We start from the raw sequence: 13,130 nt of genomic DNA, 5'->3' as shown, positions 1-13,130 counted from the left end.
CGCCTCCCATCATTATATAAAAAATCGGATATTATGATTTCGGACAGTTGCTACTATAGTGCAAAGAGGAATGACTGTCAAGCGCTTTTTAAAATTTTTCAGGAATTTCACTCAGCGCTTTCAGAAAGTCATTCGGATTCACTGCCGGGATTTCCGAATTGCAATAATCTTTCTCGTTACAAGTAATTATGTAATTTTGAAGCATATAGCAAGCAATAGCATTCATTTTCAAACTATCTGGTCTCATTTATAAACCAGTTTCGTTGTCTTCGTTAACGCAGCGGCAAGAATGAGTGTGATTGCTTCAGCCAAAAATGGCGCCAACCAGACCGCGCTGTCTCCCAATAAAAGAGGAATACCCAAAATAGTTATCGCTTTTACAATAATCCCGCGGCTCAGCGCGATCGCATCAGCCTGTGCAGTCCTCTTGGTAGAAAACAGAAATGCTGTGTAAATCAGGTTCAATGCCATAGGAATAAATGACAGGCTGAAAACAGGCAGGGCCTGTGCAGCTGCCTGCACCAATACCGGGTCTTGGTTAAAAATACGGATGATAGCTTCATCAAAAACAAATAATAAACAATAGATCACAGCAGACAGCAGGATATTGACCGATAGTCCGCGCCGAAGCAAAGCATTTAATTCTGATGTATTCCGTTCCCCATAACTGTTTCCCCAAAGGGGCTGGATTCCTTGTGCTACACCCGAAAGTATTGCGTTTGCGAGAGAATAGATAAAGCTTAACACACTGAACGTCGAAACACCTATATCACCAATCAGATGAGCCAGCACCAGATTATAGCAGAACGCAGTAACCGGCGTGTTAAGCTGCGATACTGCTTCCGGGACACCCCTCCTGCAAATCTTCTGTACCAATGAAAAGTTTATAGAGAAAGGTCTGATACGCAGTCTCCCTTTCTTAAAGACAAAATGGCTGAGCAGGACCAGCACTGCAAAAACCTGCCCCAGACCAGAAGCGATCGCCGCGCCGACCACTCCCATACCCAGCGGAAATATAAACAGCCAGTCAAGAAAAATATTTGCGGCAGCGCCAACCCCCATTCCAATAAATGACAACGCGGGCGAGCCATCATTTCTCACAAAAACAGACAGACATGTACTCATTAACATGGGAATGGAGAAAGCAGAATAATAAAATAAATAATCTACTGCCATTTCCCTCATTTCACTGCTGAGTTTATATCCTCCGCTTATGTCTATTATATGCTCCGAAAATACCATACCTACTATCATAAGAACGACAGATACCAGTACAGTCAGGACAAAAGAAGTCATAAAAGCATGATTTGCTCCCTTATCGTCTCCCCGTCCCATACGGATTGCGACTACCGTTGCTCCTCCCATAGGAAACATGGCAGCCACAGCAACTACAAACGTAATAAACGGCACGCCGATATTGACAGCGCCCAGCGCTGCGGCCCCGACACCCTGGCCGACGAAAATACCGTCTACCACATTGTAAAGATAAGTCATAAACAGACCGCCGACTGCCGGGAAAATATAACCATACAGGGACTTTGTTCTCTTGTTCATAAAACACCTCCATAACAACAAAAAAGAAGTGGGACAAAACCCAAATGGCCTTATCCCACTTCAACAATCTGATTGATTGCAAGTCCTCTGACAAGCAGCTGTATTGTAGCACGTACAATTTTTAAAGTCAATAAAATAAATGCAGCTTTTCTATACCCCCATCCTTTTGAAAAAAGATAAATCTTATTTTTGATTTAGTTATGCGTCAGCAACTAAACGGTCAAAATCGCTCTGATACAGACGATCTTGGATAATTCGATACTGCTCAAATTCACTTTCTGCAAAAGTCTTGGCGATTGCTGCAGTAACCTTTCCCTTGTCCTGCAAAATTTCAGCTCTGTACCGTCGCAAAAAAATCTTTCGTAATCTGATTGTCAACGGAGTAATCAACGACAGTGGCATAAATGTCCGTGATTTTCTGGTAGAAACGACGCTCGCTGGCCCTGATTTCCTGTATTTCGGAAATCAGATGGTCAAAATAATCCTCATCGAAGATTTGACCGTTGATCAGCCTGCTTTTATCTAAGACATATCCCTGCTTAGCAAAAGTGTCCAGCACCTTTGTTGCCCATTGCCGGAACTGTGTTGCCCTGCTCTTTCAAACATTATATTTATTCTTGCACTGCGGACTGCAAAACACGGCGCTCGGCGTGCTTGCGGCAAATCCAGCAAAGCAATATGCCAGGTGGGCGCATTGCTGCCAAAGGCCACCGTGCGAAATTTTCCGACAGGAAGCGGATATCCAGCTCGTCAAGATAATCTTCCAGCCATCCCTGCAGGTCATGTACATAATCCGTTCCGTCGTCCAGAAGATAAAGCTCTTTTGCGAAATCCGGATCCTGGGCGCGCCCGTCAGATATAATCTCCGTCAACAGTTTGAAACATCTGTTCCAGAAAACTTTCGCGTTCATCTTCCGGAATGCTGCGGGCATAGTTTCTGACCCAGTCCCGGAGTTCCTCCTCGGTTTTAATCAGAGAGAGATTTTTCAACTGAATCCATAAATAGTTTAAAATCCATAATGGCACCCTCCAAATTCCACTGCACGTTTACTACATCTGCTTTCTGACCACGGCATACTCGTCCCCGTTCCGATAATACGGGCACTGATAATGCCTGTCCGTCATGATCCTCACATAGTCGTCCTCGTCCATGTTCATATCGCACAGATACGCCCCGTATTCATCGTCATAGACGTAAAATGCGCAAGTTTCACAGCTTGTCGATCTTTTATCTGCCATGTTCACTCTCCTCTGCACCTCTGTCTTCTTCCCGCCGGAATATCCCCAGATACACCTGCGACATCTTCCATGTTCCTCCAACCTGAGTCCATAAGCGTAGTATAGACCGGCGGGTGGGGTATTGCAAGGCGAATGGTTAAATTATTTCACTGACGATGCCCGCCGCCAGCAGAAGCGCCGCCGGAACCACATATTTCCTCGGATGCCTCCACAGATCGTTTTCCGTCTTCCACCCTCTGATCGGGAAAAAATATTCCATGAAAACAGTTCCCGCCGCCCCCAGGGCACAGAATAATACCGCCATGCCATAATCCGCAGGCAAGGTCCGGTTTCCGCAGATCTGCCAGCTCCCCAGAAAAACCAGATCCAACGCGCCATTACAGAGAAATACGAACACGCCGTACGGCGCAAAAAATCCCCGGATCTGCCCAGGCAGTGAACGGACGGCCCGTTCCAGGGAAGGATCGCAGGATAACAGAACGCCCAAAGGCGTATTCAGGGAAAGGATCGCGAAACCGATGGGCAGAACGAACTGTCTGTCCATCCCCTGAAAAAAGAACGGCAAAGCGGCAGCCACCACCGCCAGCATTCCCGTATTGACCAGATAATTTTTATGCGCGGTCAGATAACGGACAAAATAACGAAATACCGCATATTTCCCCGATCCCGTTCTCCGGGCTTTTCCCTTTTCCGCATACGGGCGCAGTTCATAAGCATCCGCTTTTGCCAATAATAATAAAACCAGCATTAAGTTTCCTGCCAGCAGACACCATAAAAAACCCGTCTCCAGGCAAAAGATCCCCATTATCTGGAAAACTCCCCAGCACACCATCAGGGCCTTATGTTTTCTGTACAGCCAGACTGCCGCCGCCATACCGATTCCGTTTCCCGCGCAGAGCCAAGACAGCGCCCACTCTGCGGGTCCCTGCACCGCCACTGCCGCAAGCGCCGCCGTCAGAGGCATGACCGCGGTAAACAGCGTATAGATCCCGCAGGCTCCCACACAGGCAAATACCAGCTTTTGCCGGTGAAAGGGCAACATCAGCAGGCCGTCCAGATGACCGGCATTTTCTGCGGAAGAAACCGTCCTCCACATGACGCCTGCCGCGCAGAGCATGCTCATGATATATAAAACCTCCGATGCGATCCTTACCCGATACCCGGTGGAACGAAGTGCCCAGAACAGCAGCGCGCACACTGCCATCTCCCGAAACACCCGCCTGTACCGGATTCCAAGCAGTCCCCTGGCAAAGCTCTCAAACATCATCCTCATCCCGCAGCGCCTCCCTGATCTCATCCGCGTCTATCTGCTCTTTCTCAAAAGTACGGCCGATCCGGCCATGTTCCAATACCAGCACCCGGTCCGACGTGAGTGTGATGCTCTCCAGTACATGAGAGGCAAACAAGACCGTCCCGTATGCCTTATAACTCCGGATCAGCCGGTATAAATATTCCGTGCTCTGAAAGTCCAGTCCGTTCACCGGCTCGTCCAGGAGAAGGAGCTCCGGTTTCAGCGCGAACCCAGTGATCAGGAACGCTTTTTTCCGGTTTCCCGTGGACAATTCTTTCATCCATACATCCTGATATTCCGTGAAATGAAAGCCTTCCACTATTTCACCCGGATCAGGCATATCTTTTCCTGTTTTCCCATACGCCCTGCAGACATAAGAAAAATACTCCCGAAACGTAAAGTATGCAAATGAATGATCCTCATCGAATACGGTATAACGATAATATTTGAACGCTTCATCCCGGAAATCCACCGGCCGGGAACCGCTTCGAACCTCATCTGCCCGGCAATTTTTCAAAAGTCCCGACAAAGCCCTGATCAGCGTCGTCTTTCCGGCGCCGTTCCAGCCGATCAGCCCCACCGCCTCGTGTTTTTTCAGCTCCATGGAAAGGCCGTAAAGCACCCTCCTCTGCGGCATGTACCAGGCCTGCAGATTCCGGACCATCAAACAGGAAGCATCCATCCTATCGTCCCTCTCCGCCGTCTCTTGTTTTTTTCCAGAGATCATAAGCGCTCCATCCGAAGACAGCTCCCACGATCAGGAACAGGGGATTCATGCTGATCACTCCAACCACTACCCACAATAAGGTCATTGCAATTCGAAAATACACATGTTTCATAATCCATTCTCCTCCATAACTTTTTCCTTTTATGGCTTTATCATAGACAAAAAAACGCCGTTCTGCGGAAATGTCCGCAAACGGCATTTTTTTGTCCTCGAATGAATAGGAGCTACGTTTTTTCACGCAGATCCGGAAAAGAGAGCGTCACGACCGCCCGGAAAATATTTCCCTCACAGGAGGTCCGCACCGTCCCGTCGTATTTCTCCGCCGCGGCCTGCACGCTTCGGATTCCCCAGCCGTGCAGTCCCTGTCCGGATTTGGTGGACACCAGATGTCCGTCCTTCTCCATCGGCTTTCCGGCAAACGTATTTTCCACTTTCACCACCAGCATCCGGTGAATCCGGCGGATGGTAAGCGCTACCTGTCTCTGATCCGGCTCCGGTACTTTCTCTGCAGCCTCCAGCGCGTTGTCCAGAAGGTTCCCCAATACCGCGCACAGATCCGCGCTCTGCAGATTCGCGTGTCTTGGATACTCCGCCTGAACCCGCATCCGGATCCCCGCCGCTTCGGCTTCCGCTTTCTTGCTGCCTATCAGGTAATCCGCCGCCTCATCGCCGGTCCAGGACTGTTCCGTCAGATTCCGGACCGGCTGCTGTAGTTCATTCAGATAATGACGCGCTTCTTCATATTTTCCTGTATCCAGAAACCGCTGCAGTACTCCGATGTGATTGTGAAAATCATGAAACAGCCTGGCGTTCGCCCCGTACAGCCGGCTCAGCTCCGTATAGTCCCTTTCCAGAAGCTCTGCCTGCTCTGCTTTCACCTCTGCCAGTTCCCGTTCCACCTCATACTGTCTGCGCATCCGGAAAATCAGGATGGCGATCATACAGATCAGAGACAAAATCATCCAGACGTCCAGCGTATCGCCGGAGATGGCAAGCATGCTCTGTTCCGAAAGCGATATCGTACCCACGAAGCCCAGGATCGCCAGCCCCGACGCCAGGCGGAACCCATCCTTTTCCCTCAGATCCGGATGCCGCCTTATGTACAGGCATAATCCCGCCGCCGCTATGCCGACCGTCCAGCCCGCCGCTATCCCTGAATACCCGGCAGATACCGGCAGCCCTGCCGCCGCCTGCACCAGTTCCGCACCCGCTTCCGCCAGAAAGATCCAGAGAGAAAAACCAATCTCATAGAATATATTCACAAACAGACCCTGGCGCACATCTGCTCCGCAGCTTCTCTTTTCATACGCTGTCATCCAGAGACTTTCCAAGGTGATACGCAGTGATAACGGCACCCCGGTTACCGCCAGAACCGCCGACAGGACCACCGTTCCCGCTGTACCTGCCAGGACCGCTCTCTTTCCCGGCCGATCCATTCCCAGTATACGGGACGCCAGGAAAAATCCCGCCGCCATACGCATGGTCCCGGTCAGGATCTCCGATATCAGAAAAAACGCATGGATCATATATGACTCCCCCAGTACCGGTTGATCTCCTCCTTCACAGACTGCAGATGGGAACGGCTCACCGGCAGGACCGATCCGTCTTTCAGGACTGCCGTATTCCCCTTCACCTGCGCAATATGGATCAGATTGACGATGCATCCCCGGTCAATATAGATAAATTCCTCCGCGTCCAGTTCCTCATGAATCTGCGCCAGGGTCCGGCGCACTTTCGACACGCCTGCGGCGGTGACAATGGCCGCGTTTTTGCCGTCCCTTTCAATATAATAAATGGATTTATAAGGGATACGCTCCAGACGGCTGTTCGTCCGGATCGTATAGACCCGATCCGCCTCCAGTTCCAGCAGCTTCACCGCATCCAGAATGGCAGCGGGAAGCCTCCGGTCCAGATCATTCTTCGGAACATAGCGGAAAACGGACAGTTCATAAGCATCGATGGCATACTCTATATGAGATGTGATAAATATGATCTTCACATCCGGCAGATACGGACGGATCTTTTCCGCCATCTCCATCCCATCGGTCCCCGGCATCTCAATATCCAGCAGCAGAATATCATAAAAGAAACCGTCCTCCGTGATGTCGGAGAGAAGATTGTCGCTGCGCGTATAAAGCGCCGTCTCATAGACCGTCCGGTTTTCACTTAAGATTTCACGGATCTTGTCCTGATGGAGACGCGCCGTATTTTCCTCATCGTCGCAGACCGCAATACGGATCATGTCTGTCACCTCCTGTCTGTTTTCATTATACTCATCTTTATATACTTTTGAAACACCTGTACTGTATAATAGTACGTGACAATTTTCTCATCCGACAATGCCGTCCGGCATCCAAAGCAGCATTTTCTCGCTTTGTGTCGTGTAAAAACCAGACATTACGCTTTATCCTGTGAGTAAAGAAGGTTAAAAAATGGACCAGCAAAAAACAGGACGTTTTCTGAAAGAACTTCGGAAGGCAAAAAATCTTACTCAGGAACAACTTGCAGAAAGGCTGAATATATCCGGACGAACTGTCTCACGTTGGGAAACCGGAAACAACATGCCGGACATCAGCCTGCTGGTCGAACTGGCAGAGTTTTATAATGTAAGTATTCCTGAAATCATCGATGGAGAAAGGAAAAGCGAGAATATGGAAAGAGAAGTAAAAGAAGTTGCTGAAAAAATGTCGGACTATGCAGGAACCGAAAAAGAGACCCTTATCAAAAACATACGAAATCTTAGCCTCATGGGAGTCTGCGCGCTTGCAGTATATTTTCTTCTTGACACAACAGGCGCTGCCCTGCAGAATGCCATATTGGAAAGTATATACGTGTACTGTCAGACGCTGATCTATGTTACAACCCTTTTGATTCCCTTATATACGACCGGACTGCTGGGGAAATTTGAACAGAGAAAAAAGAGCAAAAGATTTGACTGCATGCCCGGACCTGTCAGGATCATTATATGCGTCATTGATGCGTTCGCCGTCGCGGCAGCCGTTCAAATACTTTTGTCAAATATTCCGATCTTATGACAAACCCCTCCGGATTGCGCAAGATTCATGAAACAATCCCTTTCTGTTTCCGCTATACTTTCTGAAGGAAGGAGGCCGCCATGACGGATCAGATGTTTGCGGGCATCGGCGCCGCAGTCGAATATATAGAATCCCACCTGGAATCCCGGCTGGACCTGGACCAGGTGGCGGCCGCTGCGCACTATTCTAAATACCATCTGCACCGGATTTTTTCTGAAGTTGTCGGCATCTCTGTGCACGAATATGTGCGGAGACGGCGGCTCACAGAAGCCGCCGGAAAGCTCGCCGGCGCCGGCGCGCCGATCCTGGATATTGCGCTTGAGTGCGGTTACGAAAGCCAGCGGGCATTTACCACTGCTTTCCGGGAAATGTACAAGCTTTCTCCGGCAGAATACCGCAGACGGGGGAATTTCTATCCTCTGCAGATGCCTTTTTCACTCCGCCGTGAGATCTCAGGAAATATATGCTCTCCGGATAAGATCCGTCCGGCAAATCCGGAAGACATCCCGGCCTGGATGGAACTGGTCTGGCAGACTGTCGGCGGATATCCATATCTTACCGAGCAGGGATATCTGCCGGATCTGCGGAAAAGCATCGCCGAACAGCGCGCTTTCCTATGGGAAGACGCTGGACAGGCGGCAGGGATCCTGATCTTTTCCCCGGAATCCGCTGCCATCGACTTTATCGGCATCCATCCGCAGTACCGAAAGCAGAATATCTTTTCTGCCTTTCTGGAGAGACTGCACATGGAATATCCGTACTGCCGCCGGTTCCAGATCACGACCTACCGGGATCAGGACAAAGCCGATCCGGGATACCGCCGGGATCTGCTCCGCCTGGGTTTTCTCCCGGATTGCCTGCTCACGGAATACGATTATCCCACCCAGCGTTTCCTCCTTCCTCTATCACCTCAGGAGGAATTCACATGCACAAGAAAGTCATTTTATTTCTGATCAGCCAGAGCGTCACGCTCTTCGGATCCACACTGGTTCAGATGGCAGTCGTCTGGTACGCTACTTTGCTGACTTCATCCGGCGTCTGGGTCGCCGCTTTCAGCGTCTGCTCCTACTTTCCCCAGTTTCTCGTCTCTTTCTGGGGCGGTGTCTGGGCAGACCGTTTCCCCAGGAAATGGCTGATCACGGGGGCGGATGCTGCCATCGCCGCGGTCACGCTGGCCATGGCCGCGGCGATCCCCCATATCCAGGATCCGACCATCCTGCTTTTCCTGCTGCTTCTCATGTCGGCGGTCCGCTCTCTGGGGGCAGGGATCCAGACTCCGACAGTCCATGCCGTCCTGCCCCGGCTGGTTCCGGAAGAACAGCTGATGCGTGTAAACGGCATCAACGCGGCCTTACAATCCCTGGTACAGTTTGCGGCGCCTGCGGCTGCCGGAGCCGTATTAGTCTCCTTTTCCCTGCGCAGTACGCTTCTGATTGATGTTCTGACCGCAGTGCTGGGGATCGGCCTGCTGTGCCTGGTTCCGATTCCTTTCCGGAGACCTCCGGAGAAAAAAACATCCGCCTTTCAGGAATTGAAAAGCGGAATCTCTTATGCCGTTTCCCACCGGGACGTGGGCACGCTTTTGCTGATTTACGGAGGCTTTGTATTTCTCTGCGTTCCCGCCGGTTATCTGTCCGGTCTCTTTGTCAGCAGAGTCTACGGCGAATCCTACGGATACCTGACCGCTGTCGAGCTGGCCGGATTCGCAGGCATGACCGCAGGCGGACTCCTGGCAGCATGCAGGGGACAATCCCGGAAAAAGGCGTACGCTCTCCGGAACAGTCTGACGGTCTTTGGAACCATGGCCATCCTGATGGCTGTTTCCAGCCGCTTTCTTCCTTACCTGCTTCTGATGGGCATCTACGGCGTCGCGCTGGCCGGCGTACAGACCGCTCTGACCACTCTCCTGCAGGAAAGAACAGGGGCTTCTATGCAAGGGCGCATTTTCGGGCTTTTCAGTTCCATGTATTCCGGCTTTATGCCTCTTGGCATGGCAGTCTTCGGCCCGCTGGCGGATCATATCCCTTTGCGTATCCTCATGGCTCTTTCCGGGGCAGCCTTAATTGGTCTGGGTAAATGCTCTTGTGCCATAAAATATCCTGCAAAACGTAGATGTTAAGATGCGTTGCTTGCGGCAACGGGCGATTCAGACTACAATAACGGTAACGATGGAAAGAAAGGAGACTGTCCCTGATGCTCAATGAAAATATTAAAGCAATCAGAAAATCAAAAGGACTTTCGCAGCAGGAGCTTGCCGTCAAACTGAATGTCGTGCGGCAAACCATTTCCAAATGGGAGCAAGGTTTGTCGGTTCCCGACTCTGATATGTTAATCTCCATATCGGAAGTGCTTGAAACACCTGTAAGCACGCTGCTGGGAGAAACGGTTATTCAAGCGGAGGCTGATAACTTAAAAGCCATTTCCGAAAAACTAGAGGTGATAAATCTGCAGCTGGCACAGAGAAAAACCACAAGAAGGAAAATGATTCGTTGGCTGCTTACTTCATTATGTGTAATTATAGTAATGGTTTTTGCGGCTCTGGCAATATTGAATAGTCCTTATCTGGGTTGGGATTACAGCGACCCTGAAACCGCCGTTCTCGGAGTGGCTTTTCACTCGTTTGAATGGCTCTTTGTCAGGACAGCGCCGATTATCTTTATTATTGCAGTCATTGGGATTTTCTTAACACGGAAAAAAGAATGAAGCTTTGAACTTGAAAGTTTATGGGCAAACCGAAAACTTTCCAAAAGGAATATAGAGGAATACAGAGGGGACGATTCAGTTCCCTCTGCATTTCTCCAGAATCCTGACCACTTCCAGAGTATTGTCCAGGTTCCTGTAACAAGTCTCATAATCTTTCTGCTCCACCAGGCGCGCCAGTTCCTGCACTTCATAGAACCACTGGTCGCCGTCCACTTTCACTGTCAGATCCTCGGTCCCTTTTCGTACTAAACGCGCTTCCTGAAGATTGTTGCTGCAGGGAGTCACCCGGATATATCCCTGGTCTCCCATAATCTGTGCGCTGTTCTCGCACCAGGTATCTTTCGCGCCGGTGCACTGACAGATCACATCCCCATAACGCATCACGAGGATTCCATGGATATCGACGCCGTTCCCGTGGTGTCCTGCGAGATATTCCACCTGATCCGGCCGGCCCAGAAGACCCACAATAAAATGAATATTATACACATTAATATCCATTAAACTGCCGCCGGCAAATTCCGGGTCAAAAATATTGGTAACTTCTCCGGCTTTCAGCTGGTCATAACGGCTGGAATACTGGCAGAAAGTACAGGAAATCATTTTCAGATCTCCCACATCCGCCATATGGCTGCGAATCCATGAATAATGCGGATGATACAGTGTCGTGACCGCTTCAAACAGGAACAGATGCCGATCCTTCGCCATACGGATCAGTTCCTCCGCTTCCGCAGCCGTGGGCGTAAAAGGCTTTTCACAGATGACGTTCTTCCCATAGCCCAGCGCCTTCTTTGCCTGCTCATAATGGAGGCTGTTGGGCGATGCCACATAGATAAAATCGATTGCCTCGTCCTGGCACATGGCGTCCAGATCTGTATACACTTTTTTCACTCCGAATTCATCTGCCAGCTTTCTTCCCGTCTCTTCTTTTCTGGAATACACCGCTTCGCAGCATATCCCTTCCGTGCGTTCTACCCCTTTCAATATGTGCCGGACGATCACGCCGGTACCGATGGTTCCGATTCTCATATCCGTTCTCCTTTTTCTGTACTTCTTTTCGTTTCTCCTGTAATCACCACAGAACTGCCGCCGTTTTTTACAGATTCTGTCGGCATTGTTCCTTTATCATATCATAAGTCCTCTCTGCAGAAATATCTACACTTTTTTCGTTGACAAATAGTATCTTATCTATATAATAGTCTCTGCATCCCGCAGATGCTGAAGACCATCGATCTTTTTAACAGCACAATGAAAAAATTTCTGGAGGAGTCCAAATGAACCAATACAGAATATTCCTGAAATATGTCGCGCCTTCCGTGCTGGCTTTCGCCCTGTCCGGGGTCTACGCCATCGTGGACGGTTTTTTCGTAGGCCACAGCATGGGCGATGCCGGCCTGTCCGCCATCAATATCGCGTTTCCCGTTGTATCCCTTATGCAGTCTGTAGGCACAGGCATCGGTATGGGCGGAGCGGTGCTTTGGACAGTCCGGAAAGAGACAGAAGGACCGGATCCGGCCGGAAAGTATATTCGCGCCACCCTGCTGCTCCTTCTCATCTCAAGCATGCTCACCACAGCCTTCTTTTTCTTTCTGACCGGACCAGTCCTGCGGCTGTTCGGGGCCAGGGGCGATATCCTGACGCTGGGCAAAGACTATCTGGATGTGATCGTACTGGGCGCCGTCTTTCAGATCCTGGCTACCGGTATCGTTCCTTTTATACGGAATAACAGCAGTTCCTTTTTCGCGCTGATCACTATGATGTCCGGTTTCCTGTCCAACATCCTGCTGGACTATCTGTTCGTATGGGTGTGGGATATGGGAACCGCCGGAGCTGCCCTCGCAACCATCCTCGGACAGGCTGTCACGACAGTGCTGGCGTTTGCCTATCTGATTTACAGCCGGCTGCCCGTCACCGGATCTCTGGCCGGTTTCGGCAAGATGGCCGGAAATATATGGAAGATCGGCGTCGCTCCCTTTGGCCTGACGCTCTCTCCCATGATCTCTCTTATGCTGATCAACCGTTTTTCCATGGTTAACGGCGGGGCCATGGCTGTGGCCTGTTACGCCTGCATCGCTTACGCCCTCACCATTGTCCAGATGTTAATGCAGGGCGTAGGAGACGGAGTACAGCCGCTCCTGAGCCAGTATTATGGAGAAGGAAAGACGGATCTGGTCCGCCGGATGCGTAAGACTGCCTATATCTGCGCCGTCGGCCTGGCTCTGCTCAGCAACGCGGTACTGTTCGCCGCCCGGTCCGGACTGGGAGTACTGTTCGGGTCCTCGGACGACGTCAGCGCGATGGTGGTCCAGGTCCTTCCGATCTTTTTATTCGGACTTATCTTCTATGCGTTTTCCAGGATCACGACCTCCGGGTTCTACGCCACAGAGAACAATCTCTATTCCTATCTCTGCGTCTACGCGGAACCAGCCCTGCTGCTGATCCTGCTGTTTCTCCTTCCCCTTGTCCTGGGGCAGACAGGCGTATGGTGGAGCGTGGTACTGTCGCAGATCCTGACCGCGTGCCTTGCCCTGGCATTAAAGACCGCGGAAAATAAAAAAATCGCCGTCTCTCCCTAAATAATAAA

General features: G+C 50.6%; 14 protein-coding genes and 1 pseudogene. 5 read left to right on the top strand and 10 right to left on the bottom strand.

The annotated features are described in order from the left end of the window. Positions 1 to 243: 243 nt before the first annotated feature. The 9 genes and pseudogenes from B5F29_RS03465 to B5F29_RS03425 all read right to left on the bottom strand — a co-directional run bounded on the left by B5F29_RS03465 (position 244) and on the right by B5F29_RS03425 (position 7,053). A complete protein-coding gene (locus B5F29_RS03465) occupies positions 244 to 1,554 on the bottom strand; it encodes an MATE family efflux transporter (RefSeq protein WP_087153289.1) in 1,311 nt (436 codons plus the stop codon). Between the two features lie 198 nt (positions 1,555 to 1,752). Beyond that, a pseudogene (gene rhuM / locus B5F29_RS17135) lies at positions 1,753 to 2,146 on the bottom strand (RhuM family protein); the annotation flags it as partial. A gap of 19 nt (positions 2,147 to 2,165) precedes the next feature. After that, positions 2,166 to 2,465: a hypothetical protein gene (locus tag B5F29_RS16395; protein WP_162608341.1), complete on the bottom strand. Its 300-nt coding sequence runs from the start codon at positions 2,463 to 2,465 to the stop codon at positions 2,166 to 2,168. A 139-nt stretch (positions 2,466 to 2,604) separates the two neighbouring features. Next, positions 2,605 to 2,793: a DUF6472 family protein gene (locus B5F29_RS03450; protein ID WP_087153287.1), complete on the bottom strand. Its 189-nt coding sequence runs from the start codon at positions 2,791 to 2,793 to the stop codon at positions 2,605 to 2,607. 136 nt (positions 2,794 to 2,929) lie between these two features. After that, complete coding sequence (locus tag B5F29_RS03445; protein ID WP_087153286.1) at positions 2,930 to 4,066, bottom strand: hypothetical protein; 1,137 nt, start codon at positions 4,064 to 4,066, stop codon at positions 2,930 to 2,932. After that, on the bottom strand, positions 4,050 to 4,766 hold the full coding sequence (locus B5F29_RS03440) for an ATP-binding cassette domain-containing protein (RefSeq protein WP_087153285.1): 717 nt from the start codon (positions 4,764 to 4,766) through the stop codon (positions 4,050 to 4,052). Before B5F29_RS03440 ends, B5F29_RS03445 begins: the two co-directional genes overlap by 17 nt. 1 nt (position 4,767) lies before the next feature. Further along, complete coding sequence (locus B5F29_RS16390) at positions 4,768 to 4,923, bottom strand: hypothetical protein (RefSeq protein ID WP_162608354.1); 156 nt, start codon at positions 4,921 to 4,923, stop codon at positions 4,768 to 4,770. Positions 4,924 to 5,035: 112 nt separating this feature from the next. After that, positions 5,036 to 6,337, bottom strand: a complete 1,302-nt coding sequence (locus B5F29_RS03430; RefSeq protein WP_087153283.1) for a GHKL domain-containing protein — start codon at positions 6,335 to 6,337, stop codon at positions 5,036 to 5,038. Beyond that, positions 6,334 to 7,053, bottom strand: a complete 720-nt coding sequence (locus B5F29_RS03425; protein ID WP_087153282.1) for a LytR/AlgR family response regulator transcription factor — start codon at positions 7,051 to 7,053, stop codon at positions 6,334 to 6,336. The genes B5F29_RS03430 and B5F29_RS03425 overlap by 4 nt, the downstream gene beginning before the upstream one ends. Before the next feature lie 190 nt (positions 7,054 to 7,243). Between B5F29_RS03425 and B5F29_RS03420 the strand changes: the two genes are divergently transcribed. The 4 genes from B5F29_RS03420 to B5F29_RS03405 all read left to right on the top strand — a co-directional run bounded on the left by B5F29_RS03420 (position 7,244) and on the right by B5F29_RS03405 (position 10,549). Beyond that, positions 7,244 to 7,846 (top strand): helix-turn-helix domain-containing protein, encoded by a 603-nt coding sequence (locus B5F29_RS03420; protein ID WP_087153281.1) that lies wholly within the window; start codon positions 7,244 to 7,246, stop codon positions 7,844 to 7,846. Between the two features lie 80 nt (positions 7,847 to 7,926). Continuing rightward, positions 7,927 to 8,799 (top strand): helix-turn-helix domain-containing protein, encoded by an 873-nt coding sequence (locus tag B5F29_RS03415; RefSeq protein WP_242955565.1) that lies wholly within the window; start codon positions 7,927 to 7,929, stop codon positions 8,797 to 8,799. Then, positions 8,772 to 9,965 (top strand): MFS transporter, encoded by a 1,194-nt coding sequence (locus tag B5F29_RS03410; RefSeq protein WP_087153280.1) that lies wholly within the window; start codon positions 8,772 to 8,774, stop codon positions 9,963 to 9,965. Before B5F29_RS03415 ends, B5F29_RS03410 begins: the two co-directional genes overlap by 28 nt. 74 nt (positions 9,966 to 10,039) lie before the next feature. Further along, on the top strand, positions 10,040 to 10,549 hold the full coding sequence (locus B5F29_RS03405; RefSeq protein ID WP_087153279.1) for a helix-turn-helix domain-containing protein: 510 nt from the start codon (positions 10,040 to 10,042) through the stop codon (positions 10,547 to 10,549). A gap of 75 nt (positions 10,550 to 10,624) precedes the next feature. Here B5F29_RS03405 and B5F29_RS03400 read toward each other — a convergent pair whose 3' ends face one another. Continuing rightward, positions 10,625 to 11,575: a Gfo/Idh/MocA family protein gene (locus B5F29_RS03400; RefSeq protein ID WP_087153278.1), complete on the bottom strand. Its 951-nt coding sequence runs from the start codon at positions 11,573 to 11,575 to the stop codon at positions 10,625 to 10,627. 245 nt (positions 11,576 to 11,820) lie between these two features. Between B5F29_RS03400 and B5F29_RS03395 the strand changes: the two genes are divergently transcribed. After that, complete coding sequence (locus B5F29_RS03395; RefSeq protein ID WP_087153277.1) at positions 11,821 to 13,122, top strand: MATE family efflux transporter; 1,302 nt, start codon at positions 11,821 to 11,823, stop codon at positions 13,120 to 13,122. Positions 13,123 to 13,130: the final 8 nt, after the last annotated feature.

Source organism: Lachnoclostridium sp. An196, assembly GCF_002160135.1.
In the GTDB taxonomy this organism is placed as follows: domain Bacteria; phylum Bacillota; class Clostridia; order Lachnospirales; family Lachnospiraceae; genus Hominiventricola; species Hominiventricola avistercoris.
Note: the sequence above shows the minus strand (reverse complement) of the source record. Positions and strands in the feature narration are given on the sequence as shown.

Bases quoted from the DNA above. Each gene is read 5' to 3' on its own strand.
- B5F29_RS03440 (WP_087153285.1), bottom strand. From the start codon at position 4,766: ATGGATGCTTCCTGTTTGATGGTCCGGAATCTGCAGGCCTGGTACATG.
- B5F29_RS03450 (WP_087153287.1), bottom strand. From the start codon at position 2,793: ATGGCAGATAAAAGATCGACAAGCTGTGAAACTTGCGCATTTTACGTC.
- B5F29_RS03395 (WP_087153277.1), top strand. From the start codon at position 11,821: ATGAACCAATACAGAATATTCCTGAAATATGTCGCGCCTTCCGTGCTG.
- B5F29_RS03425 (WP_087153282.1), bottom strand. From the start codon at position 7,053: ATGATCCGTATTGCGGTCTGCGACGATGAGGAAAATACGGCGCGTCTC.
- B5F29_RS16390 (WP_162608354.1), bottom strand. From the start codon at position 4,923: ATGAAACATGTGTATTTTCGAATTGCAATGACCTTATTGTGGGTAGTG.
- B5F29_RS03405 (WP_087153279.1), top strand. From the start codon at position 10,040: ATGCTCAATGAAAATATTAAAGCAATCAGAAAATCAAAAGGACTTTCG.
- B5F29_RS03445 (WP_087153286.1), bottom strand. From the start codon at position 4,066: ATGAGGATGATGTTTGAGAGCTTTGCCAGGGGACTGCTTGGAATCCGG.
- B5F29_RS03430 (WP_087153283.1), bottom strand. From the start codon at position 6,337: ATGATCCATGCGTTTTTTCTGATATCGGAGATCCTGACCGGGACCATG.
- B5F29_RS03410 (WP_087153280.1), top strand. From the start codon at position 8,772: ATGCACAAGAAAGTCATTTTATTTCTGATCAGCCAGAGCGTCACGCTC.
- B5F29_RS16395 (WP_162608341.1), bottom strand. From the start codon at position 2,465: ATGAACGCGAAAGTTTTCTGGAACAGATGTTTCAAACTGTTGACGGAG.
- B5F29_RS03420 (WP_087153281.1), top strand. From the start codon at position 7,244: ATGGACCAGCAAAAAACAGGACGTTTTCTGAAAGAACTTCGGAAGGCA.
- B5F29_RS03465 (WP_087153289.1), bottom strand. From the start codon at position 1,554: ATGAACAAGAGAACAAAGTCCCTGTATGGTTATATTTTCCCGGCAGTC.
- B5F29_RS03415 (WP_242955565.1), top strand. From the start codon at position 7,927: ATGACGGATCAGATGTTTGCGGGCATCGGCGCCGCAGTCGAATATATA.
- B5F29_RS03400 (WP_087153278.1), bottom strand. From the start codon at position 11,575: ATGAGAATCGGAACCATCGGTACCGGCGTGATCGTCCGGCACATATTG.